This window comes from Rhizobium moroccans (assembly GCF_057559155.1).
Genome location: NZ_JBHFJG010000048.1, coordinates 179,917 through 203,724, shown reverse-complemented (window position 1 = coordinate 203,724; position 23,808 = coordinate 179,917). Strand labels below are relative to the sequence as shown.

The window sequence follows — 23,808 nt, the reverse complement described above, 5'->3', positions numbered from 1 at the left end:
CGGCAATGCGGGGCGTGTCTCCCGGTCCAGGCAGCCAAGATCGGTGAGCGTCGCCCGCAGGGCCTCTTCGATCGACGTTACGGGTTCCTCGCCAAGGAAAGCGATGAGCTTGCCATTATCCATCCGCACCGGCTGCCGCCAGAGGTAACGCATTTCCTTAAGTTCGCGAAACAGCGGCACGAAGGGACCGGCGAGCCTCATCAGCCACCATGGGAAGCCGCGAACCTTTGGGCGACGACCGACGACGCGGCCGATTGCATCGATCATTCCGCTTCCGTCCTGATCCCAGAAGCCGCGCATCTGGAAGAGCGCAAAGCGCGGCAGGTCCGCCTCCCGATCGATCAGCCTCAGCATGGTTTCCGCCACGTCCGGCAGGTAGGCCCATTGATGGCCGGTCCCCGGCTTGCCTGGATAGCTGATCGCGGTTACCGGCTTGCCGGGCTTCAACAGCCCTTGCGCGAACCAGTTGTTTCCCGCTCCGGGCCCGAAATAGTCCCCGGCCCGGACGATCAGCACTGGCACGCCCTCCTCCGACGCCGTCTTCAGCCTTCGCTCCATTTCCACGCGGATCGCGCCCTTGCGGGTGACAGGGTTCTGCGGGCTTTCTTCCGTGATCACCGGAAAGGCGTCCGGCCCGTAGTTATAGACGGTCCCCGGCAGCAATATGCGCGCCCCGACTGCACGCGCCGCCGCGATCGTATTGTCGAGCATGGGCAGCACGAGCTTTTCCCAATCACGATAACCAGGCGGGTTGACGGCATGAACGATGAGGCTTGCGTCCTGGGCGGCGCGCCGAACGTCCCGCCCGTTCAAAGCATCCCCCTGAATCCAATGGAAACGCATTTCGCGGTTTGCCGCACCCGCGGCATTGCGGCTCAGGGCACGAACGATCCACCCACGGGCGACGAGCCCGCGGGCAACATGGCCTCCGACGCCGCCGGTAGCGCCAAGCACGAGAGCGATAGGTCTTGCATTCGATCGAGCGGTCATAACGATACTCCTTGCTGAATGGCTGGATTATCGCGCCGAACGGGAATATACGTAATTCGCAGTTTTCCTTTATCATCCATACAAAAATGAATGATCTGAACTGGGACTTCTATCGCACCTTCCTCACCGTTCTGCGCACCGGCTCCCTTTCGGCGGCTGCCCGCGATCTCGGCCTCACCCAGCCGACGGTTGGCCGACATATCGACACGCTCGAACAGGCGGTCGGCTACCAGCTCTTCACGCGCTCGCAACAGGGCCTGCTGCCCACCGAACCTGCCTTGGCCCTTCAGCCCTATGCGGAAACACTCGCCGCGACGACCGCCGCCATGCAAAGGGTGGCGGCCGGAGAATACGGAAAGGTGAAGGGCACGGTGCGCATCAGCGCCAGCGACGTGATCGGCTGCGAAGTGCTCCCGCCGATCCTTGCTGCCCTGCAGGACGAACATCCGGGGCTTGCGATCGAGCTTTCATTGTCCGATGCGGTGGAGGACCTTTTGCGGCGCGAGGCCGATATCGCGGTCCGTATGACCAATCCCGCACAGGATGCGCTGATAGCGCGTCATATCGGCCAAATACCGCTCGGTTTCCATGCGCATCGCCGCTATCTGGAACGATATGGAGAGCCGCAGGAAGCGGAGGAACTGGCGCATCACCGCCTCATCGGCTTCGACCGCAAGACGGCTTTCATCCGCGCCACCGCTGCCCGCATCCGCGCCGACCTCCCGGCCTTTCCCGATCTGGAGAACATTCGCTGGGCCTTCCGCACCGACAGCAATCTTGCCCAGCTTGCCGCGATCCGCTCCGGCGCCGGCATCGGCATCTGCCAGACAGGCATTGCCAGGCGGGACCCGGAGCTCGTTCGCGTCCTGCCGGGCGTTTTCGAACTCTCCCTCGACACATGGGTCGCCATGCACGAAAACCTGAAGAACGCTCCTCGCTGGCGCGTTACCTTCGATGCCCTGGTAAAGGGGCTTCTGGATTATGTCCGTGCGGCTTGACGTCGCTCGACGGCATCGCGCCATCTTTCGCCGCGGTTTTTAGGTCAGCCGCTTGATGATCTCGCGGATCAAGGTGTTGAGCCCGGCGGCAAGTCCCTTGATCAGGATTTCCGTCAACTTCTCGACCACCTGCTTGATCGGCAATCCTCGGCTCACGGGGACCACCTGCGGCACCGTTCCCATCGCTGCCGCCACATCACGGCGCAGCCGATCGCCGCACGCCCCGGCGCCCACGCAACCGGGATCGAACGGAAGGCGGGAAATGTCCCATTTGCCGCGCTGTTTGATGCCGAGATTGATCTCGACCTCGGCATGGGAAAGGACCGTACGCGGACCGATAGGGATGCGGTAGCGCGTGCAGAGTTCCGCCACCGTCGCGACGAGCGCGTTCCACTGCGCGGCCGTCATCGGGTAGTTGCCGGTGTGAAACGGCTGTTCCTGTGCGCCTCCCATGCAGCATAGCGAAATGCCGATCGATCCGCTGTTGCAGTTGAGCGTGTGCGCTGCATAACCCGCCTTCACGCGCCTGGAATTAAGCGCGATCGACGAATTGCCCTTGACGAGCCGGCCATTGCCTTCAATCAGGAAATGGTAGGCGGCAAGGTCTTCCGGACCAGCATGATATGAGCCTGCCGTCCAATGGCAGATGATGCGCTTCATCGGTACGTCGGGAATCCAGGCAAGCGGTATTGCCATGAGAAGTCCTCGCAATGCAGCCGGGCGCAGGGGCCGAGCGGGACCAATGTAATTTCAACCGCCGGAAACACCAATGCCGTATTCGTCATTTGGTTGAGCAAACGTAACGCCACACCCATCACATGTCGCGTCAAAGGATAAGGTGGTCTCGTGGGCAACGACATATGCAAAGCAAATGCTTGAAGTGCAGGAGACGAGCCCGGAAGGTCCGCCACGCACTTCAACGGGCATCGGCGCCATCTTCCGTATCCACGACCTCGGCTTCCGGACGGTCTCCGCCGTCGCTGTATTCGGTATGCCAGATACCTTTGTCGTCCTGCCAGCTTATTTCTTCCGCATCGCCACCGACCTGCTGTTCGGCCGCGACGATGCGCGCTGCCTCCAACGCGTCGGAATGCGTGGGAAAGGTTTCCGAATAGACATCACCGAGGCGATAGGCCCAACCGCCGTCGTGCTGCACGATTTTGTAGACAACCTTGGTCATAGGTTCTTCTCCCTCCTTTCTTTCTCATGGCCGATACGATCCTGCCGGTTTGCTCAGTCGCGGCGTCGAGGTGAAAAAAGCAGAAAGGGCGCCGCAAGGTTCCAGGGCCACTTGCGAAATTATGTCATCAAATGCCGGTTGTCGCAAATCCGGCCTCCTGCGCCACTCCTTGATGCGGGCTTTCCTCGCCATAGATTGCAGGAAGTCACAAGGAGCAACCGTGAAAGCGTCCCGTCTGCTCAGCCAGGAAAAATTTCTCTTGTTCGCCATCGGCGCGGTGATCGCCGGCTATCTGGCGGAACATGCTATCCTCGAGGCCGGCCAGACGGTCTCGCTGCTTGCTGCCGCCGCCTTCATCGTCACGATCATTCTCGCCTCCACCCGCGTCGCCCACCACGCGGAGGTGCTGGCTCACAAGGTCGGCGATCCTTACGGCACCATGATCCTGACGCTTTCGGCGGTGGCGGTGGAGGTGCTGATCCTGGCAATTATGATGGGTAATGCCGCCTCACCCACCCTGGTCCGCGATACGATCTACTCGGCCGTGATGCTGGATATCAACGGCATACTCGGCCTTGCGGCCCTGCTCGGCGGCTTGCGCCACGGCGAACAGGCCTACAATGACGATTCCAGCCGCACCTACAGCGTCATGATCCTGACCGCGATGGGCATTTCCATGGTGGTTCCGGAATTCATTCCCGAAGCCAGATGGCACCTCTATTCCGCCTTCACCATCGGAGCGATGATCGCGCTTTACGCGCTTTTCCTGCGCATGCAGGTGGGAACGCACAGCTATTTCTTCAGCTACAGCTATCCACGGGCGAAGACCGCATCGAACCCGGCGACCCCGCAGGAAGAAGCCGAGGAGGAGCCCGCCGCCCTCTCGATCGCCATCATCCTTCTCGGCGTGCTCGTCATCGGCTTCCTGGCGGAGTTCATGTCCGCCTTCCTCGGTACCGGCCTCGAAGGAACGGGCGCGCCTCCGGCACTGATGGCTGTGGTCGTCGCCACGATCTCGGCCGCGCCGGAAATCTTGACCGCCCTTCGCGCGGCCCTGCGCAACCGCATGCAATCGGTCGTCAACATCGCCATGGGTGCCTCCCTTTCCACCGTCATCCTCACCGTGCCGGTCATGGAAAGCATCGCGCTCTATACCGGCCAGCCGTTCAACATGGCGATGACGCCGGTGCAAACGGTGATGGTCGGCATCACGCTGATCGTGGCGGCCATCAACCTGAATGACGGCCAGACCAATGCAATCGAGGGAATGACGCATTTCGTGCTCTTCGCGACCTTCCTCATGCTCACCATGCTCGGGCTTTGAAAAGCGTTTTAATTCAATTGATTGCACAAAAATCCCGACTCAAGATGGCAGCGACTTGAATCGCTTTCCGAACCAGGAATGGTCGGCGTGCAGGGATCGGCAGGCTTCCTCCACCACCGGATGTACGGACTGCTACTTCTGATATGGACTCAAATAAACCCTGAATTATATCTTGAGAATCAGGGCAACCGCCCAATCTTCTGCCGAAGATCACAACCAGGAGAGCGCAGCATGGGTATTTTTGACAAAATCAAGAGTGCGATATTCGGTCAGGCGAAGCCTGCTACACCGGCGCCTGCCGATGCACCGAAAACGGTAACGCCCACGAGTCCGGTCTCGGCCTCCATGTCCGGCGCATCGGCTTCTGCTGGCGTCGCGGCCCCGGCTGGTTCGCCGGCACCTGTAACTACGGCAGCCGCTCCGGCCGCTACCGCGCCCTCCCCGTCCGGTGCCGTCGACATCGGGCCGATCCTCGATGCAGCCGTTAAGAAAAGCGGCCAGAAGCTCAATTGGAAGAATTCGATCGTCGACCTCATGAAGGCGCTCAATCTGGATTCCAGCCTCGCGGCACGCAAGGAACTCGCCGACGAGCTCGGCTATACCGGCGACAAGGGCGATTCCGCCGCCATGAACGTCTGGCTGCACAAGGCCTTGATGAAGAAGCTCGCGGAGAACGGCGGCGTGGTGCCGGCTGAGCTTACCGACTAAGCATCACGAAAATCCTTCGAAGCCCGCCATATTGGCGGGCTTTTCATTTGCGCGCTCAATAAATCTTGATGGCACGTGTACGGCATTTGCGCGGTTCTTCCCTTAAACAGGAATGAACCACACCCAAGGGAGGTCCAGGATGAACCAGTTCTCTTCTCTGCTCGCCGGCACCGTTTTTTCGGCCGTCCTGATTGCCGCGCCCGCCTGCGCACAGACCGGCAACCAGCCCGCGACCGGCGCGGAAGACGTGCCGGCCGGCCAACCGGCCGAAACCAGGCCTCCCAATGCGCCGGACCAGCGGCCGGCCTTTTCCGGGCAGACCCGCGCGCCGCAGCCGGCGCAAATGCCCCGGATCGCCACCGAAGTCGTCGCAGACGACCTGCCGCACCTCTGGGCCATGGAATTCCTGCCCGATGGCCGCATGCTGGTGACCGCGAAAGAAGGCGCCATGCACATCATCTCGGAGGAAGGCGAAGCCGGCGCTGAGATCGAAGGCGTGCCCGAAGTCCTCTCCGACGGCCAGGGCGGGCTTCTCGACGTAGCTCTGGCTCCCGACTACCAAAGCTCTGGCCGCATCTTCTTCTCCTTCTCGGAAGACCGAGAGGATGGCAACGGCACGTCCGTCGCCTCCGCACGACTGGTGCCCGATGACCAGGGCGGCGGCCGGCTCGAGGATGTCAGCGTCATCTTCCGCCAGATGCCGAGCTATGACGGCAACAAGCATTTCGGCTCCCGCCTCGTCTTCGGGCCGAACGACGAGCTCTACGTGACGGTCGGCGAGCGCTCGGATCGTGAACCGCGCGTCCAGGCTCAGGATCTTTCAAGCGGCCTCGGCAAGGTCTTCCGCATCGACATGAACGGCAAGGCATTGCCGGACAATCCCTTCGCGGGCCGTGAAGGCGCCCAGCCGGAAATCTGGAGCCTCGGCCATCGCAATCTTCAATCCGCCACGCTGGACGGCCAGGGACGCCTCTGGACGGTCGAGCATGGTCCCCGCGGCGGTGACGAACTGAACAGGCCGGAAGCCGGCAAGAACTACGGCTGGCCGGAGGTCACCTACGGCGTCGAATATAGCGGCAGCCCGGTCGGAGACGGCGTCACGGAGAATGCCGAGACGGAGCAGCCCGTCTATTATTGGGACCCGGTGATCGCCCCATCCGGCATGGCCTATTACGGTGCCGACGCCATCCCTGAATGGAAGGGCGCCTTCCTCGTCGGTGGCCTCGTCTCGCAGGGCATTGTCGTCGTGCATATGGATGGCGACAAGGTTTCACACGAAGAACGCGTACCGCTCGAAGCCCGCATTCGCGATGTGAAGGTCGACCCCGACGGCGCCGTCTATGCAGTTACGGAACAACGTGGTGGCGGCGGATCGACCATCGTTCGCCTGACGAAGGCGAGCTGATACTCCGAATCCGACGCCAGACAGCAAAAAGCCCGCGGTACTCCCGCGGGCTTTTCGTTCGCAATCAGATATTGATCACCTGCAGGCGGCGCAGAAGCGCTGAATACGCTTGCAGGCTTCTTCGAGCAGCTCTTCCGAAGTCGCATAGGAAATGCGGAAGTTCGGGCCGAGGCCGAAGGCCGAGCCATGGACAACCGCCACGCCTTCCGTCTCCAGAAGCTCGGTCACGAAGTCCTCGTCCGTCTCGATAACCTTGCCGGAGGGTGCCGTCTTGCCGATCAGTCCCGCGCAGGACGGATAGACGTAGAAGGCGCCTTCCGGCGACGGGCAGGTGATGCCCTTGGCCTGGTTGAGCATGGAGACCACGAGATCGCGGCGGCCTTCGAAGACCTTCTTGTTCTTCACGACGAAGTCCTGCGGCCCGTTGAGCGCCTCGACCGCCGCCCACTGGGCGATAGAGGTGGCGCCCGAGGTCTGCTGGCCCTGGATCATGTCCATCGCCTTGATGAGCTGCAGCGGACCGGCAGCATAGCCGATGCGCCAGCCGGTCATGGCATAGGCCTTGGAAACGCCGTTCATGGTCAGCGTACGGTCGTAAAGCTTCGGCTCCACTTCCACCGGCGTGACGAACTTGAAGTCGCCATAGGTCAGGTGCTCGTACATGTCGTCCGTCAGCACCCAGACATGCTCGTGCTTCAGAAGGACATCCGTCAGCGCCTTCAGCTCGTCATGGCTGTAGGCCGCGCCCGAGGGGTTGGAGGGCGAGTTGAAGATGAGCCACTTCGTCTTCGGGGTGATCGCCTTTTCGAGCGCCTCCGGTTTCAGCTTGAAATTGTCTTCGATCGTGGTGCCGACGAACACCGGAGTGCCGCCGCAAAGCGCCACCATTTCCGGATACGAAACCCAATAGGGCGCCGGGACGACGACTTCATCTCCCGGATTGAGCGTCGCCATGAAGGCGTTGAAAAGAATCTGCTTTCCGCCGGTGCCGACGATCGTCTGCTCGGGCTTGTAGTCGAGGCCGTTCTCGCGCTTGAACTTCGCGGCGATCGCCTTGCGCAGTTCCGGAATGCCCGAGATCGGCGTGTACTTGGTTTCGCCCCGGTTGATGGCGTCGATGGCGGCTTCCTTGATATTGTCCGGCGTATCGAAATCCGGCTCGCCTGCGCCGAGCCCGATCACATCCCGGCCCTGAGCTTTCAGTTCGCGGGCTTTCTGGGAAACGGCGATGGTGGCGGAAGGCTTTACACGGGAAAGAGCGTCGGCAAGAAAGGCCATGATCTTGGTCCTGAGGGCTGTTGGAACAAGGCGAGCCGCGCCGGCCCGCCGACACGCTGTATGTCGAATGAATGACGGGGTTTCAAGCGCAAACCATGAATATCATCGATGAAAGAAGCTGATTAAAACCATCCGGGTTCAGTTTACAGCCGCGTAACCCTTCCCTGATACAACCAGTGCAGGCAACAGCGGGTCGCGGTCATGAACGCCAAGAGCATTTTCGCCAATCTGGTGCGTGGCGAGGACGGGTCCGTTTCGACTGCCTACGGTCCTTTCGTACTGCACTCGGCCCTGCAGCCGATCTTCAGGCGGCGTCCGGATGAAACGCTGGAAATCGAGGCGTTCGAAGGCCTCGTCCGCACCTTCCGAAGCGGCGAGCCCATTTCTCCGGCCGAGTTCTTCAGCCTTGTCGAGCCTGCCGATATCGAAACGATCGACAGCATCCTGCGCACCATCCATATTCTCAACACCGGGCGGCTCGACCGCTCCAGCGCCCGGATTTTCATCAAATTTCATCCAGGCCTCTTCAGGACGCCGAACGCGATGCGCCAGGAGGTCGAGCGCATCAAGCTCGCGGGACATGAGGCCGGCCTCTCGCCCGACAGGATCGTCTGCGAAATCTCCGAAAAATTCGGCGAGGATGCGCCGCTCATCGCCGCCTTCGCGGAGCACATGCGCGCGATCGGCTTCCGCATAGCGATCGACGATTACGGCGCGGGCGATTCCGATCTGGAGCGGCTGAAGCGGATCGGCCCGGACTACGTCAAGTTCGAACCCGCCTGGGCTCGTGATTTCCTCGAAAACTCGGCGGGCATGGCATTGCTGCGCGTCATCGTCCGCCAGATGCAGGAGGATCGCATCGAGCCTGTCTTCGAGGGGCTCGAACTGTCCTGGCAGGTGGAACGCTGCGCGGAACTCGGCGTGCCGCTGATGCAGGGATATGCGCTCGCGCGGCCGCAGCTTGCTCCCACCACCTTCAACTCCCTCTTCCCGGAAGAACCCTCGGCCGCGGAGCGGATAGCGGCCACCCGAAACGCCCTCGGTTCCGCACCGACCCCGACGCATGCTCCGATCGCTTCCGCGCTCGCCAAGCCGGCCCGCACCTTCGGCAGGGACGTATCGCGATCGATTGAGAAACGCCTGCGATCGTTGCCCTGATAATGCCGCGCAAATACCTCGGATCGCCATGAACCGGTCCTCATCGCGACCCTTTCGGAGCCTTCACTCTGACGATCAAATGGACAAGGATCGGCAGATGTTCCTGGACGACGATAAGCTGGACCGCAGGCGCAAGAGGCTGAGGTTTTCTCTGCCCCTCATGACATCCATCGGGCTGGCCGCCTGCGTGGCGATGATGGTGGGGCTGGTCGCCCGTATCTGAGTGGCGCGGGAAGCAGCAGGTCATCTTGTCGGGTTTTGGTGAAACTGCTAAGCGGTCCTCGTCGCAAGGCCAGCTGGCCGCCCTCTCCGCTCAGGCTTGAACATGACCCGCATCCAGGCGAACCTCGTCCTTCTGCTTGCCGCAGCGATCTGGGGCGGCGGCTTTGTCGCCCAGTCGACGGCGATGGACAAGATCGGTCCCTTCTGGTTCGTGGGCCTGCGTTTCGCGATCGCTACGCTCGCCGTCCTGCCCTTCGCCTTGATGGAGGCCCGCAAGTCGAAAGCTCCGCTCTCGCGAAACGGTCTCCTGTCATTCGTCGCGGTCGGCCTAGCTCTCTTCGGTGGCGCCATCACCCAGCAGATCGGCCTCATCAGCACCACGGTCACCAATTCCAGCTTCCTTACCGGACTTTACGTCGTCTTCGTTCCGGTCATCTCGGTGATCGCTCTTCGCCGCTATCCGCACTGGATCATCTGGCCCGCAGCAGTCATGGCGCTCTTCGGCATCTTTCTGCTCAGCGGCGGCGAGCTTGCATCCCTTACCAGGGGTGATGCGCTCACCATCGTCTGCGCCTTCTTCTGGGGCATCCAGATCATTCTCGCCGACCTCTTCGTCTCGTCGACGGGAAGACCATTGGCGCTTTCGGCCTGCCAGTTTGCCGTCTGTGCCATTCTCTGCCTTGTGATCGGCCTGTTCGTCGAGCCGATCGACCTCGCTGCGATTTCCGCCGCTTCCAGAGAAATTCTCTATGTCGGCCTGATTTCCTCCGGCCTCGCCTTTGTCCTGCAGGTCATCGGCCAGCGCTACACTACCGCACCCCAGGCCGCGATCCTCCTCTCCTCTGAAGCCCTTTTCGGCGCGCTGCTGGGGGCCCTCGTGCTCGGAGAAAAACTGCCGCCCCTCGGCTATGTGGGCTGCGCTGTTCTCTTTGCGGCAATGCTGCTGGTCGAACTCGTTCCGGAACTGACCCGCCGCCGGAGCCGTCTTTCGAACGCCTGAAGCGACAGACGACAAATTTTTTTCAATTCGCGACACGCGTATCAAAATGAGGCAGAACAACCCTGAATTTTGATTGCCGGCGATGGATTCGGGCACGTCAACCGCATCTCGTGCCCCCAAAGGCCGCATTTGCAGGCGTTTTCGCGTTCACGCTTTTTCAATTGCACGGCCCGCTCGAAAAACTTTTTCTTGCCAATTTCGGATAAACACAGCACTCTGTGCAAGTTCGGGCAATTTACGAGCATGGGAAGACCTATAATGATGCGTTCCGGAGACGCTAAGACTCCGGGCGGGGGATCTGGGGGCGGATTGCGAAGCTATTCCTGCCAGTCACCGCGGTAAAGACAGGGCCCCTTTCTTAAGCTGCCTGCCACCGCCCTATGGGGCAACATCGTGATGCTGTCCGCCGCTGAACACGGACAGAAAGAAAAGGACCTGCTGCATGGCCGAAACTGGCACTGTAAAATTCTTCAATACCGAAAAAGGATTCGGCTTCATCAAGCCGGATAACGGCGGCGCCGATATCTTTGTCCATATCTCTGCCGTACAGGCTTCCGGCCTGTCCGGTCTCTCGGAAAACCAGAAAGTAAGCTTCGACACGGAACCGGATCGTCGCGGCAAAGGCCCCAAGGCCGTCAACCTGCAGATTGCCGGTTAAGCCTTACCGGCTTTCATTCGAGTTGAGGCCCGGCAGATATGCCGGGTTTTTTTATGTCGGCGGCAAGCCCGCGCAGGAATGGATTTGTCCGTCGCTCCTCGCCGATCCGGCCACCGGGACCATGGCCGCAGATGAAGCCGATTTCATCGCCGAGCGGCAGCACCTTGTCGCGGATGGAGGCGAGAAGCGTTGCGTGGTCGCCACCCGGCAGATCGGTTCGGCCGATCGAGCCGTTGAAGAGCACATCTCCGAGATGGGCGAAACCTTCCTCGCGATTGAAATAGATCACATGCCCCGGCGCATGGCCGGGCGTATGGAAAACCTCGAACACGTGCCCGCCGAAGGAAACGGTGTCCCCCTCCTCCAGCCAGCGGTCCGGCGTGACGTTGCGCACTGGCATGGATACGCCGAAACGCTCTGCCTGCTTTTCCAGCCGTTCCAGGAGCGGTAGGTCGTCCTTGTGCGGTCCGATCACCTTGATGCCCAGCAGTTCGCGCAGCTCGTCGGCGCCACCGGCGTGATCGATATGGCCATGGGTAAGCCAGATTTCCTTGAGCTTGATGCCGTTCTCCTGCGCCACCTGGACAACGGCGGACACGTCGCCACCGGGATCGATGACGACGCCTTCCCTGGTATCGGTATCGAAGAGAAGCGTACAGTTCTGCTGGAATGGTGTGACCGGGATGATGCCGGCCTGCAATTTGCCCATGATGCCTCGGCTTGCGGTAGGTGATGCGCACACCCCCGGGTATAGCGGGAACCGATCCTCTTTTCAGCCCGAAAAATCACTCGGAGACGGAATAGCTGGCGCTTTCGGCTATCGGAGGGGCGAGCGACGCCATGCCGAGCAGCAGGACCGAGACGGCGGTCGCCAGGGTGAAGGCGGCGATCAATACAACGCGCAGGGGATGCGCGGGCGTTGCGGTCTCCGCCTTGATGGCGGGAATGGCGGTAAAGGTCGGGCGGGTCATGCGTTATCTCCCTATGCTCCGTTTCTTCGACTTCGGCCGCCCCTGCCGCTTGAAAAAGGCAACGAACGATGCGGCCGAAAGTTCCGCCGGTTGCGATCGCCGCGCCTCCGCGCCAGGCTTGATCTTTCCTGAACATCGACGGAACCAGCTCCGGCCCGAGGGGGTTGTCCTTCCCAGTCAACATCGGGAGAAGATCCATGAAGACCTGGTTGAAATCTCTGTTTGCGGCCTCGGCCCTCGCGACGGCGGCGTTTCCCGCCTGGGCTCAAATGACCGCCACCACAGCCTCGGACATCACGGTGCGCTCCGGTCCCGGCGAGGAATATCCGGAAGTCGGCGTTGCCACGCGCGGCAGCCCGGCCATGCTCGACGGCTGCATGCAGGGCAGCAGTTGGTGCCGTATCGACGTCAACGGCATGCGGGGTTGGGTATTCGCCGAATATCTGACCATCGAGCACGAAGGCACGCCGGTCCTGGTCGAGGAATACCGGGCGCAGCATGAAGTGCCCGTCGTCACCTACGAGACGACCTCGGGCGTGGCGCCGGCTTCCCCTGCGCCCGGAGACCTGCTTCTTGGTCCGGTCGAGGAGGTCGAGGTAATCGAACCGCCGGAAACCGTCATCACCTATATCGAGCAGCATCCAGCCGAACCGATCTACGTGCGCAATGAACTGGCGGTGGGCGCAACCATCCCGCCGGGAGTCACCATCCAGGAAGTGCCGGATTACGATTACTCTTACGTCGTGGTTAACGATCGGCCCGTCCTCATCGACCCCGACACCCGCCGTATCGTCCACATCTATGACTAGCCTCTCGGAAGGGCGCTCGCTCAGAGCGCGCGCCCTTCCCTTTCCGCCTCGGGACGTATCGCTCCCGCACATGCGCCTTTCCCAACAATACTGTTGATTGTTCAGCCGGTTCGCGCTTTATCGGGGGCGGTACGCTACAATCGGCTCGCGAACATGAAGAGCGCCAGCCTGGGCCGAAGGGTCAGGCGCCGAGGGAAAGGAAAGCGAGAGTGGCACGCGCAGCGACGGAAAGAGCCGTCAGGAAGGTCCATCCGCCCATGCCGGCGGTCGATGAGGCCCAGATCGACTTCGAAATGATCGAGCTGCTGTTCTTCGCCTATCGCGATTTCATCTCCGATCCGGACGCGATCCTGGCGAAGATCGGCATGGGACGCGCCCATCACCGCGTCGTCTATTTCGTCTGCCGCCAGCCGGGCATGATGGTGACCGATCTCCTGGATACCCTGCAGATCACGAAGCAGAGCCTTGCGCGGGTGCTCAAACAATTGATCGAATCCGGCTACATTCGGCAGATGGCGGGCGCAAAGGACCGCAGGCAGCGCCGCCTCTACCCGACGCTTGCCGGCCGGGAGCTGGCGCTCGCCCTTTCCGAGCCGCAATCGCGCCGTATCGCGCAGGCCATGGAAGGCATGAGGCCCGAGACGCGCGAGGCAATCAAGGATTTCCTGCGGCACATGCGCGGCCGCAACCCAGATCTGGAGATTATCGAAAGCGAGTTGGAATAGATGAACAAGACCCCTCTTTCCGATGACGCGCCCCATCTTCTGGTCGTGGATGACGATACACGCATCCGCGATCTCCTGCACCGCTATCTGATGGAGCAGGGTTTTCGGGTCACCGTCGCGGCCGATGCGGCCGAAGCCCGCCGCAAGCTCGACGGCCTGAGCTTCGACCTCATCATTCTCGACGTGATGATGCCCGGCGAATCCGGCCTTTCGCTGACGGAAGATCTCTATCGCAACAAGACCATTCCGGTGATCCTGCTGACGGCCCGCGCTGAGGCCGAATCGCGTATTGCGGGTCTGGAGGCCGGCGCCGACGACTATCTTCCAAAGCCGTTCGATCCGCGCGAACTCGTGCTGAGGATCAACAATATCCTCAGGCGCAACGCTTCGCCCGATACCCCGAAGATCGAGCAGGTCATGTTCGGCCCCTTCACCTTCTCCATCCTCCGCAAGGAGTTGCGGCGCGCCGCCGAGACCATCCGACTAACCGATCGCGAGCAGGAAATCATGCTGCTCTTCGCGCTGCGCGCCGGCGACACCATTCCCCGCCACGAGTTGATCGGCAACGACGCGGATGTCGGCGAGCGCACGATCGACGTGCAGATCAACCGGTTGAGGCGTAAGATCGAGGACGACCCGGCCAATCCGGTCTACCTCCAGACGGTGCGCGGGATCGGGTACCGGCTGAGCATCGACTGACCGGCGGCGGCCGGAAACGGGAAGGCATAGGACCAATCGACATTCAGGGTTTGGAGCGCGGTATGAGGGAAAATCGTTCAGTTCTAGGAGCCAAACCGACGGTGGGGCCTAATCCCATCGAGGTTTCGCGACGCGGAAATGGGCGATTTTCACCATATCCCTTCGGGACGCGGCGGATTTCGCGCCTTGCTGCGTCGAAGGCCCCTTGTGGAGATCTGCTCCACGTCGGTTCCTTCTCCTTGCCATCCACGAAATCCGGCTCGCGCCGCGCCTGAAACCTGATTGTCGATTGGTCCTTATGGCATTATTCGATACCCTGAGACGCGATATCGCCCGTTTCAATCCTCCCGGCTGGCGCGCCTCCACCCGCTGGATGAAGCGCCGGCTGCCGACCGGCCTCTATACCCGCTCCGTCCTCATCGTCATCATCCCGATGCTTCTTCTGCAATGCGTCGTCGCCGCCGTCTTCATGGAGCGGCACTGGCGCATGGTGACGGAGCGGCTTTCGGAAGGCGTGGCGCGGGATATCGCGGCGATCATCCAGGTCATCCAGACCTATCCACAGGATGGGAACTACGACGATATCGTGCGGATCGCGGAAGAAACCCTCGCGCTCAACGTCTCAATCGAGGCGAATGGGGAGCTGCCGCCGCCGCGCCCGAAGCCGTTCTTCTCCCTCCTCGACAGCATCCTTGTCGAACAGATCAGCGACCGCATCCGCCTGCCATTCTGGATCGATACGGTCGGCGAGAGCCGGTTGGTCGAGATCCGCATCAAGATGGACGACCGCGTACTGAGGGTCTTTGCCCGCCGCAATCAGACCTATGCCTCCAATACCCATATCTTCATCGTCTGGATGGTCGGCACGGCTCTGGCGCTCATAGGCATCTCGGTCCTCTTCCTGCGCGGCCAGATCCGGCCGATCCTCGCGCTTGCGGATGCTGCGGAAAGCTTCGGCAAGGGACACAAAATCTCGGATTTCGCGCCCCGTGGCGCGGAAGAGATACGCCGCGCGGGCTTCGCCTTCATTCAAATGCGCGAGCGCATTGAGCGGCAGATGGAACAGCGCACCGCCATGCTGAACGGTGTGAGCCACGATTTGAGAACCATCCTCACGCGCTTCAGGCTGCAACTGGCGCTTGCCGGCGAAAAGCCGGAACTTCACGGCATGAGCCAGGATGTCGAGGACATGCAGTCGATGCTCGAGGGCTATCTGGCCTTCGCCAAGAGCGATGCGGAGGAGGAGGATGTCGGCGCGGTAAAGCTCAGCGAGCTTCTGGAACGGCTGCGCGCCGATTTCGCGCTGCACGGCAAGACCATGACCTACGAGGTCGAAGGCGACGATGAGGTCGAGGTCCGGCCCAAGGCCTTCAGCCGGCTCGTCAACAACCTTGCGAGCAATGCCGAACGCTATGCCGATACCCTGCACGTCGATGCCAGGCACAGCGCCAAATGGCTGACGCTGACATTCGATGATGACGGTCCGGGCGTCCCCGCCGAGGCGCGCGAGGATGTCTTCAAGCCGTTCTTCCGGCTGGACGAGGCCCGCAACCTGGATGCCTCCGGAACCGGTCTGGGGCTTGCCATCGCCCGCGATATCGCCCGCTCCCACGGCGGTAACGTCACGTTGGCGGACAGCCCGAGGGGCGGTCTGCGCGCAACCGTGCGGATACCCGCCTGATCCTTCGAGAGAAATTTGAGGAAACCGATGCCGATCGATACCCGCGCCATGACCTGGCTCAACCAACCTCCCGAGGTCCGCGAGACCGAGGGAGGCCTGTTCCTGCGTTCCGGCCGCGAGACCGATTTCTGGCAAGGCACTTATTACGGTTTTCATCGCGACAACGGCCATTTCCTTCATCGGTCGTGGAGCGGCGAGTTCACCGCCGAGGCCTCTTTCGTCGGGCGTTACGAGTCGCTCTACGACCAGGCGGGACTGATGATCCGCCAGGACGAGGCCCACTGGATGAAATGCGGCATCGAATTCACCGACGGAGCGCGGCATTTCAGCGTCGTAATGACGAACGGCCATTCCGATTGGTCCGCCTTCCGCCTGGCCGACAATTTCGAGGAGATGTTCGTCCGTGTAACGCGCCTCGGCGACGCGCTCTTTATCCAGTACCGCACGGATGCTTTTCAGGAGTGGCGCATGGCGCGGCTCGCCTATTTCCCGCCTATCCCATCCGAAATCCAGGCCGGCATAGCCTTCTGCTCTCCGCAGCGCGAGGGTTTCGAAGTGGAGTTCAAGTCGTTCAGCCTGACTGATCCCGTAACGCGTGAGATCCACTGACGCGAGTTACATGAGCTTCCTGCCGTTCGGCACAGCCTGCTCGACCGCGGCAAGCACGATCGCACCGTTTTCGTCCTCGAAGCCGAGGGTCAGCACCTCGGATCGCACCGGACCGATCTGTCGCGGCGGGAAGTTCACGACGCCCAGCACCTGCCGCCCGACGAGCGTTTCCGGTGTGTAGTGGACGGTAATCTGTGCGGAGGATTTCTTGATGCCGATCTCCGGGCCGAAGTCGATCTTCAGTTTGAAGGCCGGCTTGCGCGCCTCCGGAAAAGGCTCCGCCTCGACGATGGTGCCGACGCGAATGTCCACCTTCTCGAAATCGCCATAGGTGATCTCGTTGCTCATTATATAACCTGCCTCAGCTTCCCAGTTCTTCCGCCCGCTTGCGAGCAGCGGCAATCGCCTCGTCGAAGAGCGGCTGCATGCCGTCCTCCGCCATCAGAACCGCCAGGGCAGCGGCCGTCGTGCCTCCGGGCGAGGTCACGTTCTGGCGCAGCTTCGAAGCGTCCTCGGGGGACTGGTGCAGCAATTCACCAGCCCCCGAGACGGTTTCCCGCGCGAGCCGCATGGCGAGGTCCGCCGGCAGGCCCAGCTTTCGGCCCGCTTCCGCCATGCACTCCACGAGATAGAAGACATAGGCAGGACCGCTACCCGAAACCGCGGTAACGGCATCGATATCGCTTTCGCTCACCACCCACTCCACCGGTCCGCTGACCCTCAACAGCGCCTCGACCTGCTCCCGCTGGCTATCGGAAACTTTCGGATTGGCGTAGGCGCCGGTTACGCCGCGTCCCACCATGGCTGGCGTGTTCGGCATGGCGCGCACCATCGCAGCCTCACCGAGATGCCCTTCCAGGAAGGCAAGCGTCTTGCCCGCTGCAACCGAGACGATGACGGTGTTTGCTCCGACCGCAGATTTCAGGGGCGGCAGAACCGCCTCCATGACCTGCGGCTTCACCGCCAGGAAGAGGATATCGACAGCTCGGCCTTCAGGCGCCGCCGTCAAATGCTGTGCACCCGCCTCGGCGATGATCTTCCGCATCGCTTCGGAAGGCGACGGGTCCACCACCGTGACGGAAGAACCCGGAATGCCGTTGCGAAGCCAGCCGGAAAGCATGGCACCGCCCATATTGCCGGCGCCGACAAGCACGATCGAGGGAGTGGATGCTCCCGCCATCAGGCCTCCCCTACTGTCTCGAACAATACCGCGTCCATAGCGGCCTTGGCTTCCATGCCCGACCAGACGACGAACTGGAAAGCCTGGAAATAAGCTTCGCAGGTCTCGAGCGCATTGGAGAGCAGCACTTCCACCTGCTGGTTGGTCGGCTCCGCGCCGCCCGCGAGCAGCAGCGACTGGCGGAAGATCACAACATCCTCCTGCCGCCACAGGTCGAAATGCCCCATGAGCACCTGTCCGTTGACATGCGAAAGCAGCCGGATGACTTCGTTCACCCGGATATCGGGAACCTTGATGTCGAAAGCGCAGGCAAGATGCAGGGCTTCGAACTCCTCCATCCAGGAGAAGGAAACGTGGTAATCCGCCCAGCGCCCTTCCACGGTCATGGCGATCTCATCCTCGCCGGACCGTTCGAACGTCCAGTCGTTCGAGGCGGCGACGAATTCGATCATGTCGACCGGATTCGACTGACGTTCAATATCCATTTCCATAAGGCTCATGCGGCACCTTCTTGACCGGAATGAATGCGATTTTGTGCGAAAACACCAAAACGCGAGACACAGACCGGGAACAAACACTTCAGATGATCGCCCGACGCCGCCAGAATAACGCAGTCACCCTGTCTGGAGCTTACCAGTTTCGTTTCGAATCATCATTTAAAATCAGTGTATAGTGACGGAGTCCGACTGCCAGCCCCTTTGCCGTGTTTTTAACAACGGGGCTGTTGAAAGCTGTTCTCACCGGAGATCAGAATGGAGTCCTAAGCGACTCTGGGAACTCGCTTTTTTGGAAGTGTCCACAAGCGGCGAATTTTTGTCGGAAAACGCAAAACCGGAGGGTGGCGCACAAGCCAGTGGGATGAGACCGCAGCAGGCACGCCGCGGCACGGAGCCGCGGCGGCGGATTCGAATTTCAGATCAGCCCTTCCGGCTGGCGAGCTTGGCTTCGAGCGCGTCAATTCTCGCCTTCAGCGCCTCGTTCTCGTCGCGGGCGCGGGCGGCCATTTCCCGAACGGCCTCGAATTCCTCGCGCTTCACCACGTCCATGCTGTTGAGGAAACGCTCCGCCTGGGCTTGGAAGGCGGTCTCGACCTCCTTGCGCACGCCCTGCGCCGCGCCGGCCGCGTCGGTCATCAGCCGGGCGAAGTCGTCGAGGATGCGGTTGGTACCGGTTGACATGGTCTCAAACTCCATCATTGCGCCGGAACCGGCGACATAACTCTCTGTGGATGAAGTAGGGCCTGCCGGCCAAGCTTGCAAGCATCCAATCCGCCGTGAAGAAATTCGCCTTGACCGCCGAAAGCGGCAACGCCATGTTCCGCGCAATGTCGTCGGGCGCCAGTGGAACCTTGTAACTTGTACGAAGCACTTCATCTTTTCGCACTCATGCCGTTCCCGGATATCGATCCGGTGGCATTCTCCATCGGCCCTCTTTCGGTTCACTGGTATGGCCTTGCCTATGTGGCCGGCATCCTGCTCGGCTGGCTCTATGCCCGCCGGCTGGCGGCGAACGCCTCGCTCTGGAAGGATGACAAATCCCCGATAACCGCCACCCATCTCGATGACTTCCTGGTCTGGGTCGCCGCCGGCATCGTGCTCGGCGGGCGCATCGGCTACATACTTTTCTACGATTTCCCGATGGTCGCGGCCAATCCGCTCCGCGCATTGGAGATCTGGAACGGCGGCATGTCCTTTCACGGCGGCTTCATCGGCGCGACGCTGGCGATGATCCTGTTTGCCCGCCGCAACGGCATTCCCGTCTGGAGCATGTTCGATATCGTCGCCGCCGTCGTACCTTTCGGCCTCTTCTTCGGACGGATTGCCAATTTCATCAACGGCGAATTGTGGGGCCGGCTGGCGGACGTTCCCTGGGCGGTCGTCTTTCCGACCGGCGGACCATTCGCCCGCCACCCGAGCCAGCTTTATGAGGCGGCACTGGAAGGAATCGTGCTCTTTCTCGTCCTGCGCCTGCTGACGCATGGGCTGAAAGCCTTGAAGACGCCCGGCGTGATCGCAGGCACCTTCGTCTGCGGCTATGCTTTGGCCCGCATCTTCGTGGAATTCTTCCGCGAGCCCGATGCCCAGCTCGGATATCTGCTCGGCACTGGCTGGCTCACCATGGGAATGGTACTCTCCCTGCCCATGTTCCTCGTCGGCCTCTGGGCGATCTTCCGCGCCCGCAGGGCGGCGGCCGAGGCTTAAATCATGAGCACTCCCCTCGCCGGCAAGATCAAGGATCTTATCCGGGCGAACGGCCCGATCAGCGTCACCGATTATTTCGCGATCTGCCTCGCCGATCCGGAATACGGCTACTATCGCACCCGCGAACCCTTCGGCCGCGATGGGGATTTCATCACCGCTCCAGAGATCAGCCAGCTTTTCGGCGAGATGGTAGGCGTCTTCATGGTGCATGCCTGGCAGCGCCATGGCGCGCCGTCTACCGTCCGCCTCGTCGAGATCGGCCCCGGCCGCGGCACGATGATGGCCGACATGCTGCGGGTCATCAAACGCATCGCGCCGCCCCTCTTCGAGGGCCTCAGCGTTCACCTTGTGGAGACCAGCGAGCGGCTTCGCGGCGTGCAGCGCATCACGCTCGAGGCCTATTCCACGCTTCTCTCCTGGCACGACAGCTTCGAAAACGTGCCGGAAGGCTTCACGCTGATCGCCGCCAACGAGCTCTTCGACGCCATCCCGATCCGCCAATTCGTCAAGACGGCAGCCGGCCTTCGCGAACGCGTAGTGGGGCTCGACGCCACGGGCGAACTCGCCTTCGCGGCAGGCATCGCCACGCTCGATCCGCAACTGCTTCCAAGCCCGGCCGCCTCCATTCCGGAAGGAACGGTGTTCGAGATCGCCCCGGCCCGCGAAGCGGTGATGCAGACGATTTGCGAAAGGCTAAAGGCCTCGGGCGGGACCGCGCTCGTCATCGACTACGGCCATCTGGTCACCGGCTTCGGCGATACCCTGCAGGCGGTGCGCCGCCATGACTATGATCCGCCGCTTGCCCATCCCGGCGAGGTGGACCTGACCAGCCATGTGGATTTCGAGAGCCTCGCAAGGGTTGCCCTCTCTTCCGGGGTCCACCTGAACGGCGGCCTGCGGCAGGGCGAATTCCTCTACCGGTTGGGACTTGCCGAACGCGCGGCCGCGCTCTCCCGCGGCAAGGAGGCTTCCGAGCAGAACCTCATCGCCGCGGCCGTCGACCGGCTGGCCGGCGAAGGAGCCGGCAAGATGGGCGAGCTTTTCAAGCTGATCGCCGTCTCCAGTCCCGCCCTCGATCTGATGCCGTTCCGGCCGGTCGGCTGAAACGGACGCCGCACCGATTGACATCCGCCCTTCGCCTGGGCCACTCTCGCTGCGAACCGAAGCAGCGGATGCCCATTTGGGCGAAGCACAAAACCTCATAAAATCAATAAGGTACTCAACGCGATGCAGGAAAGCCCCTTGCCGACGCCGATCGAAAGTCCGCTTCTGGCGGCCAAAGGCAACGGCCGCATCCGCCATGGTTTCTTCACCCGCCGGGGCGGCGTTTCGCAAGGCATCTATGCGGGATTGAACGTCGGGCTGGGATCGCAGGATGAACGCGAGCATGTGGCCGAAAATCGCGCCCGCGTCGCCCGCTGGTTCGATCTGCCGGTGGAAAAACTTGCGACGGTGCATCAGGTCCACTCACCTGACGTGATTGTGATGGACGAGACCTATGCGGGCGAACGGCCCAAGGCCGATGCGATGGTCACCTCCGTGCCAGGCGTCATCCTCGGTGTGCTCGCGGCCGATTGCGGCCCGGTTCTCTTCGCCGATCATGAGAACGGCGTCGTCGGCGCGGCCCATGCGGGCTGGAAGGGTGCGCTTGGTGGGGTGCTCGAAAACACGATCGAGGCCATGGTCTCCCTCGGCGCCGAACGCGAGAAGATCACCGCCTGCCTCGGTCCTTCGATCGGTCCGGCAAGCTACGAGGTGGGCCCGGAATTCGTGGAGCGCTTCCTGGCCTTCGATCCTTCTTACGAAGTCTTTTTTTCGCCGTCACAGAAGGACGGCCACGCCATGTTCGACCTGCCGGCGCTCACCATCAAGCGACTCACGGCAGCGGGCGTGAAGGCGGAAAACCTGAAGCTCGACACCTACCCTGACACCGAGAGATTTTTTTCCTACCGCCGCACCACCCATGCCGGAGAACCGGACTATGGACGGCAGATTTCAGCCATCGCAATCGTGGAGAAGTGATATGGCCCTGCATTTCGAGAGGAGCGAATATGCCGACAGGCTCGCACGCCTGACGGAAAGAATGCGCGCCGAAAAGCTCGACGCCCTGCTGCTTTTCGCGCAGGAGAGCATGTATTGGCTCACCGGCTACGACACTTTCGGCTACTGCTTCTTCCAGACGCTGGTCGTCAAGGCCGACGGCACCATGACGCTCCTCACCCGTTCCGCGGACCTGCGCCAGGCGCGTCATACCTCGGTCATCGAGAACATCGTCGTCTGGGTCGATCGGGTGAATGCCGACCCGACGCTCGATCTGAAGAACCTTCTGAGCGATATGGATCTGCTCGGCATGCGGATCGGTATCGAATACGATACCCACGGCATGACCGGCCGCGTCGCCCGCCTTCTCGACAACCAGCTTGGGAGCTTCGGCCAGGTCGTCGACGCCTCCTATCTGGTCAGCACGCTGCGCCTCGTCAAAAGCCCGGCCGAGATCGCCTATGCCGTGCGCGCAGCCGAACTCGCGGACGACGCGCTCGATGCCGCGCTGCCGCTCATCAAGGCGGGCGGCGACGAGGCCGATATCCTGGCCGCCATGCAGGGAGCGATCTTTTCCGGCGGCGGGGATTATCCGGCCAACGAATTCATCATCGGCTCGGGCGTCGATGCGCTTCTGTGCCGCTACAAGGCCGGTCGCCGCAAGCTGGACGCCAGCGACCAGCTTACGCTCGAATGGGCCGGCGCCAGCGCGCATTACCATGCCGCGATGATGCGGACCGTCATCATCGGCGAGCCGAGCCTTCGCCAGCGCGAACTCTACAACGCCTGCCGCGAGACGATCACCGCGATCGAGCAGGTGCTCCGTCCCGGCAATTCCTTCGGAGACGTCTTCGATACTCACGCCCGCATCCTCGACGATCGCGGTCTCACACGCCATCGCCTCAACGCCTGCGGCTATTCGCTCGGCGCGCGCTTCTCCCCCTCCTGGATGGAGCACCAGATGTTCCATGTCGGCAATCCGCAGGAAATCCTGCCGGACATGACGCTCTTCGTACACATGATCATCATGGATTCCGATGCCGGCGTCGCCATGACCCTTGGCCACACCTATCTGACGACCGACGGCGACCCGAAACCCTTATCCCGCCATGGGCTCGATCTGATTGTCCGCTAAGGTCCGATCGGCCTTCCCGGCATCCCGGATTGACACACCGGGAATGCCGCCCGTAAGTTTGCGCGACTTTGCGGTTCTTGACGGGTGACGAGAGGAGGCGGGGCATGCGGCGGTTCGGGATGGCGATTTCCGCCTTGCTGCTGGTGCTGGCGCTGACTTCCTGCAACACCAGCGACGCTTTGACGCCGCAGGTGGATGTCGGCGGGGGCACCTCAACGCCCGTCACCCAGGCGGACACCGATCGCATGGCGCTCTCCTCTCAGCCGGAAACCTACAGCAGAAGAACCTACCCGCAGGGCGGCGGCAGCCGCGCCACGCCGCAGAATACGCTGGAAGCCCAGGCTCAGGCGCTGCAGGACGGCAGCACGGTTTCGCCCGCCTCCTCCGGCCCGCCGCCTGGAGGACAGGGCCCGCAGCAGGCTGCCCCGCAACAGAGCGCCTCCCTGCCGCCGCCCTCTTCCACGGTTGGCAGCATCCGCTTCCTGCCCATCATCGGCGCCCCTGTTCAGGCGGTGACGCCGCTCTCCCGGCAACTCGGCGCGCAGGCCAGAGCCAGCGGTCTGACGATCCGCGCCTCGGGCGATAACAGCACGGATCACATCCTGAAGGGCTATTTTTCCGCGTTCAGCGATAGCGGCAAGGTAACCGTCATCTATGTCTGGGACGTTCTCGACAGCGCCGGCACGCGGCTGCATCGCCTGCAGGGACAGGAAAGCGTTCCCTCCTCCGGTCAGGACCCTTGGGCCGCGGTACCGGCCGCCACCATGGAGGGCATCGCCGCCAAGACGATCAGCGAATATCTGAACTGGCGCCGTACCTCGGCTTGACGAACACAGT

28 protein-coding genes are annotated in these 23,808 nt (G+C 62.0%); 18 read left to right on the top strand and 10 right to left on the bottom strand.

Annotated features, from left to right (window positions below; genetic code table 11):
* Positions 1 to 990, bottom strand: a 990-nt coding sequence (locus tag ACE04I_RS23740) for an SDR family oxidoreductase (protein WP_487207653.1), incomplete at its 3' end; no start/stop codon positions are given.
* 86 nt (positions 991 to 1,076) lie between these two features.
* On the opposite strand from ACE04I_RS23740, the gene ACE04I_RS23735 reads away from it, so the two are divergent.
* Positions 1,077 to 1,988, top strand: coding sequence for a LysR family transcriptional regulator (locus ACE04I_RS23735; RefSeq protein ID WP_046795592.1), 912 nt, complete (start codon positions 1,077 to 1,079; stop codon positions 1,986 to 1,988).
* Positions 1,989 to 2,027: 39 nt separating this feature from the next.
* Here ACE04I_RS23735 and ACE04I_RS23730 read toward each other — a convergent pair whose 3' ends face one another.
* Together ACE04I_RS23730 and ACE04I_RS23725 are read right to left on the bottom strand one after the other, a co-directional pair.
* Positions 2,028 to 2,684: a peptidoglycan recognition protein family protein gene (locus ACE04I_RS23730; protein ID WP_046795456.1), complete on the bottom strand. Its 657-nt coding sequence runs from the start codon at positions 2,682 to 2,684 to the stop codon at positions 2,028 to 2,030.
* Positions 2,685 to 2,904: 220 nt separating this feature from the next.
* The gene (locus ACE04I_RS23725; protein ID WP_046795457.1) at positions 2,905 to 3,168 is read right to left on the bottom strand and encodes a DUF2188 domain-containing protein; all 264 of its coding nucleotides are present in this window, start codon (positions 3,166 to 3,168) and stop codon (positions 2,905 to 2,907) included.
* 220 nt (positions 3,169 to 3,388) lie between these two features.
* Here ACE04I_RS23725 and ACE04I_RS23720 point away from each other — a divergent pair, with 220 nt between their 5' ends.
* From ACE04I_RS23720 to ACE04I_RS23710, 3 genes are all read left to right on the top strand, one after another.
* Positions 3,389 to 4,492 (top strand): calcium:cation antiporter, encoded by a 1,104-nt coding sequence (locus ACE04I_RS23720; protein ID WP_245282120.1) that lies wholly within the window; start codon positions 3,389 to 3,391, stop codon positions 4,490 to 4,492.
* Positions 4,493 to 4,723: 231 nt separating this feature from the next.
* The gene (locus ACE04I_RS23715) at positions 4,724 to 5,200 is read left to right on the top strand and encodes a DUF3597 domain-containing protein (protein WP_046795458.1); all 477 of its coding nucleotides are present in this window, start codon (positions 4,724 to 4,726) and stop codon (positions 5,198 to 5,200) included.
* A 139-nt stretch (positions 5,201 to 5,339) separates the two neighbouring features.
* A complete protein-coding gene (locus tag ACE04I_RS23710; protein ID WP_487207652.1) occupies positions 5,340 to 6,605 on the top strand; it encodes a PQQ-dependent sugar dehydrogenase in 1,266 nt (421 codons plus the stop codon).
* A 75-nt stretch (positions 6,606 to 6,680) separates the two neighbouring features.
* On the opposite strand, the gene ACE04I_RS23705 is transcribed toward ACE04I_RS23710, so the two are convergent.
* Complete coding sequence (locus tag ACE04I_RS23705) at positions 6,681 to 7,883, bottom strand: pyridoxal phosphate-dependent aminotransferase (RefSeq protein ID WP_487207651.1); 1,203 nt, start codon at positions 7,881 to 7,883, stop codon at positions 6,681 to 6,683.
* Positions 7,884 to 8,084: 201 nt separating this feature from the next.
* Between ACE04I_RS23705 and ACE04I_RS23700 the strand changes: the two genes are divergently transcribed.
* From ACE04I_RS23700 to ACE04I_RS23685, 4 genes are all read left to right on the top strand, one after another.
* Positions 8,085 to 9,041 carry an EAL domain-containing protein gene (locus tag ACE04I_RS23700; RefSeq protein ID WP_046795461.1) on the top strand — a complete coding sequence of 319 codons (957 nt, stop codon included), beginning with the start codon at positions 8,085 to 8,087 and terminating at the stop codon, positions 9,039 to 9,041.
* Positions 9,042 to 9,138: 97 nt separating this feature from the next.
* A complete protein-coding gene (locus tag ACE04I_RS23695) occupies positions 9,139 to 9,264 on the top strand; it encodes a hypothetical protein (protein ID WP_280950064.1) in 126 nt (41 codons plus the stop codon).
* Positions 9,265 to 9,366: 102 nt separating this feature from the next.
* Entirely contained in the window at positions 9,367 to 10,263 is an 897-nt protein-coding gene (locus tag ACE04I_RS23690) for a DMT family transporter (RefSeq protein WP_046795462.1), read from the top strand.
* A 442-nt stretch (positions 10,264 to 10,705) separates the two neighbouring features.
* The gene (locus ACE04I_RS23685; RefSeq protein ID WP_046795463.1) at positions 10,706 to 10,921 is read left to right on the top strand and encodes a cold-shock protein; all 216 of its coding nucleotides are present in this window, start codon (positions 10,706 to 10,708) and stop codon (positions 10,919 to 10,921) included.
* A gap of 13 nt (positions 10,922 to 10,934) precedes the next feature.
* Here the strand turns inward: ACE04I_RS23685 and ACE04I_RS23680 are convergent, their stop codons facing one another.
* Entirely contained in the window at positions 10,935 to 11,630 is a 696-nt protein-coding gene (locus ACE04I_RS23680) for an MBL fold metallo-hydrolase (RefSeq protein ID WP_046795464.1), read from the bottom strand.
* Between the two features lie 76 nt (positions 11,631 to 11,706).
* Positions 11,707 to 11,892 carry a hypothetical protein gene (locus ACE04I_RS23675; protein WP_046795465.1) on the bottom strand — a complete coding sequence of 62 codons (186 nt, stop codon included), beginning with the start codon at positions 11,890 to 11,892 and terminating at the stop codon, positions 11,707 to 11,709.
* Positions 11,893 to 12,089: 197 nt separating this feature from the next.
* Between ACE04I_RS23675 and ACE04I_RS23670 the strand changes: the two genes are divergently transcribed.
* From ACE04I_RS23670 to ACE04I_RS23650, 5 genes are all read left to right on the top strand, one after another.
* Positions 12,090 to 12,701: a DUF1236 domain-containing protein gene (locus ACE04I_RS23670; protein WP_046795466.1), complete on the top strand. Its 612-nt coding sequence runs from the start codon at positions 12,090 to 12,092 to the stop codon at positions 12,699 to 12,701.
* 209 nt (positions 12,702 to 12,910) lie between these two features.
* Positions 12,911 to 13,426: a MarR family winged helix-turn-helix transcriptional regulator gene (locus ACE04I_RS23665; protein WP_487207650.1), complete on the top strand. Its 516-nt coding sequence runs from the start codon at positions 12,911 to 12,913 to the stop codon at positions 13,424 to 13,426.
* Positions 13,427 to 14,125 carry a response regulator gene (locus tag ACE04I_RS23660; RefSeq protein WP_137326586.1) on the top strand — a complete coding sequence of 233 codons (699 nt, stop codon included), beginning with the start codon at positions 13,427 to 13,429 and terminating at the stop codon, positions 14,123 to 14,125.
* 298 nt (positions 14,126 to 14,423) lie between these two features.
* Positions 14,424 to 15,806, top strand: a complete 1,383-nt coding sequence (locus tag ACE04I_RS23655) for an ATP-binding protein (protein ID WP_046795468.1) — start codon at positions 14,424 to 14,426, stop codon at positions 15,804 to 15,806.
* 27 nt (positions 15,807 to 15,833) lie between these two features.
* Positions 15,834 to 16,415 (top strand): DUF1349 domain-containing protein, encoded by a 582-nt coding sequence (locus tag ACE04I_RS23650; protein WP_046795469.1) that lies wholly within the window; start codon positions 15,834 to 15,836, stop codon positions 16,413 to 16,415.
* A gap of 6 nt (positions 16,416 to 16,421) precedes the next feature.
* Here the strand turns inward: ACE04I_RS23650 and ACE04I_RS23645 are convergent, their stop codons facing one another.
* From ACE04I_RS23645 to ACE04I_RS23630, 4 genes are all read right to left on the bottom strand, one after another.
* Positions 16,422 to 16,763, bottom strand: a complete 342-nt coding sequence (locus ACE04I_RS23645; RefSeq protein ID WP_046795470.1) for a tRNA-binding protein — start codon at positions 16,761 to 16,763, stop codon at positions 16,422 to 16,424.
* Positions 16,764 to 16,776: 13 nt separating this feature from the next.
* Positions 16,777 to 17,595, bottom strand: coding sequence for a pyrroline-5-carboxylate reductase (gene proC, locus ACE04I_RS23640; protein ID WP_046795471.1), 819 nt, complete (start codon positions 17,593 to 17,595; stop codon positions 16,777 to 16,779).
* Positions 17,595 to 18,095: a type III secretion system chaperone family protein gene (locus ACE04I_RS23635; protein ID WP_046795472.1), complete on the bottom strand. Its 501-nt coding sequence runs from the start codon at positions 18,093 to 18,095 to the stop codon at positions 17,595 to 17,597. The genes proC and ACE04I_RS23635 overlap by 1 nt, the downstream gene beginning before the upstream one ends.
* A 417-nt stretch (positions 18,096 to 18,512) precedes the next feature.
* Entirely contained in the window at positions 18,513 to 18,773 is a 261-nt protein-coding gene (locus tag ACE04I_RS23630; protein ID WP_046795473.1) for an accessory factor UbiK family protein, read from the bottom strand.
* Positions 18,774 to 18,980: 207 nt separating this feature from the next.
* On the opposite strand from ACE04I_RS23630, the gene lgt reads away from it, so the two are divergent.
* From lgt to ACE04I_RS23605, 5 genes are all read left to right on the top strand, one after another.
* The gene (gene lgt / locus ACE04I_RS23625) at positions 18,981 to 19,796 is read left to right on the top strand and encodes a prolipoprotein diacylglyceryl transferase (RefSeq protein WP_046795594.1); all 816 of its coding nucleotides are present in this window, start codon (positions 18,981 to 18,983) and stop codon (positions 19,794 to 19,796) included.
* A 3-nt stretch (positions 19,797 to 19,799) separates the two neighbouring features.
* Positions 19,800 to 20,900, top strand: coding sequence for a class I SAM-dependent methyltransferase (locus ACE04I_RS23620; RefSeq protein WP_046795474.1), 1,101 nt, complete (start codon positions 19,800 to 19,802; stop codon positions 20,898 to 20,900).
* A 123-nt stretch (positions 20,901 to 21,023) separates the two neighbouring features.
* Positions 21,024 to 21,818, top strand: a complete 795-nt coding sequence (pgeF, locus tag ACE04I_RS23615) for a peptidoglycan editing factor PgeF (protein ID WP_046795475.1) — start codon at positions 21,024 to 21,026, stop codon at positions 21,816 to 21,818.
* Between the two features lies 1 nt (position 21,819).
* Positions 21,820 to 22,971 carry a M24 family metallopeptidase gene (locus tag ACE04I_RS23610; RefSeq protein ID WP_046795476.1) on the top strand — a complete coding sequence of 384 codons (1,152 nt, stop codon included), beginning with the start codon at positions 21,820 to 21,822 and terminating at the stop codon, positions 22,969 to 22,971.
* A 104-nt stretch (positions 22,972 to 23,075) separates the two neighbouring features.
* Positions 23,076 to 23,798, top strand: coding sequence for a hypothetical protein (locus ACE04I_RS23605; protein WP_046795477.1), 723 nt, complete (start codon positions 23,076 to 23,078; stop codon positions 23,796 to 23,798).
* Positions 23,799 to 23,808: the final 10 nt, after the last annotated feature.

What these genes read in the sequence shown, in the direction of transcription:
- ACE04I_RS23735 (WP_046795592.1), top strand. Translation starts at nt 1,077, where the DNA reads ATGAATGATCTGAACTGGGACTTCTATCGCACCTTCCTCACCGTTCTG.
- ACE04I_RS23730 (WP_046795456.1), bottom strand. Translation starts at nt 2,684, where the DNA reads ATGGCAATACCGCTTGCCTGGATTCCCGACGTACCGATGAAGCGCATC.
- ACE04I_RS23725 (WP_046795457.1), bottom strand. Translation starts at nt 3,168, where the DNA reads ATGACCAAGGTTGTCTACAAAATCGTGCAGCACGACGGCGGTTGGGCC.
- ACE04I_RS23715 (WP_046795458.1), top strand. Translation starts at nt 4,724, where the DNA reads ATGGGTATTTTTGACAAAATCAAGAGTGCGATATTCGGTCAGGCGAAG.
- ACE04I_RS23710 (WP_487207652.1), top strand. Translation starts at nt 5,340, where the DNA reads ATGAACCAGTTCTCTTCTCTGCTCGCCGGCACCGTTTTTTCGGCCGTC.
- ACE04I_RS23705 (WP_487207651.1), bottom strand. Translation starts at nt 7,883, where the DNA reads ATGGCCTTTCTTGCCGACGCTCTTTCCCGTGTAAAGCCTTCCGCCACC.
- ACE04I_RS23700 (WP_046795461.1), top strand. Translation starts at nt 8,085, where the DNA reads ATGAACGCCAAGAGCATTTTCGCCAATCTGGTGCGTGGCGAGGACGGG.
- ACE04I_RS23695 (WP_280950064.1), top strand. Translation starts at nt 9,139, where the DNA reads ATGTTCCTGGACGACGATAAGCTGGACCGCAGGCGCAAGAGGCTGAGG.
- ACE04I_RS23690 (WP_046795462.1), top strand. Translation starts at nt 9,367, where the DNA reads ATGACCCGCATCCAGGCGAACCTCGTCCTTCTGCTTGCCGCAGCGATC.
- ACE04I_RS23685 (WP_046795463.1), top strand. Translation starts at nt 10,706, where the DNA reads ATGGCCGAAACTGGCACTGTAAAATTCTTCAATACCGAAAAAGGATTC.
- ACE04I_RS23680 (WP_046795464.1), bottom strand. Translation starts at nt 11,630, where the DNA reads ATGGGCAAATTGCAGGCCGGCATCATCCCGGTCACACCATTCCAGCAG.
- ACE04I_RS23675 (WP_046795465.1), bottom strand. Translation starts at nt 11,892, where the DNA reads ATGACCCGCCCGACCTTTACCGCCATTCCCGCCATCAAGGCGGAGACC.
- ACE04I_RS23670 (WP_046795466.1), top strand. Translation starts at nt 12,090, where the DNA reads ATGAAGACCTGGTTGAAATCTCTGTTTGCGGCCTCGGCCCTCGCGACG.
- ACE04I_RS23660 (WP_137326586.1), top strand. Translation starts at nt 13,427, where the DNA reads ATGAACAAGACCCCTCTTTCCGATGACGCGCCCCATCTTCTGGTCGTG.
- ACE04I_RS23655 (WP_046795468.1), top strand. Translation starts at nt 14,424, where the DNA reads ATGGCATTATTCGATACCCTGAGACGCGATATCGCCCGTTTCAATCCT.
- ACE04I_RS23650 (WP_046795469.1), top strand. Translation starts at nt 15,834, where the DNA reads ATGCCGATCGATACCCGCGCCATGACCTGGCTCAACCAACCTCCCGAG.
- ACE04I_RS23645 (WP_046795470.1), bottom strand. Translation starts at nt 16,763, where the DNA reads ATGAGCAACGAGATCACCTATGGCGATTTCGAGAAGGTGGACATTCGC.
- proC (WP_046795471.1), bottom strand. Translation starts at nt 17,595, where the DNA reads ATGGCGGGAGCATCCACTCCCTCGATCGTGCTTGTCGGCGCCGGCAAT.
- ACE04I_RS23635 (WP_046795472.1), bottom strand. Translation starts at nt 18,095, where the DNA reads ATGAGCCTTATGGAAATGGATATTGAACGTCAGTCGAATCCGGTCGAC.
- ACE04I_RS23630 (WP_046795473.1), bottom strand. Translation starts at nt 18,773, where the DNA reads ATGTCAACCGGTACCAACCGCATCCTCGACGACTTCGCCCGGCTGATG.
- lgt (WP_046795594.1), top strand. Translation starts at nt 18,981, where the DNA reads ATGCCGTTCCCGGATATCGATCCGGTGGCATTCTCCATCGGCCCTCTT.
- ACE04I_RS23620 (WP_046795474.1), top strand. Translation starts at nt 19,800, where the DNA reads ATGAGCACTCCCCTCGCCGGCAAGATCAAGGATCTTATCCGGGCGAAC.
- pgeF (WP_046795475.1), top strand. Translation starts at nt 21,024, where the DNA reads ATGCAGGAAAGCCCCTTGCCGACGCCGATCGAAAGTCCGCTTCTGGCG.
- ACE04I_RS23610 (WP_046795476.1), top strand. Translation starts at nt 21,820, where the DNA reads ATGGCCCTGCATTTCGAGAGGAGCGAATATGCCGACAGGCTCGCACGC.
- ACE04I_RS23605 (WP_046795477.1), top strand. Translation starts at nt 23,076, where the DNA reads ATGCGGCGGTTCGGGATGGCGATTTCCGCCTTGCTGCTGGTGCTGGCG.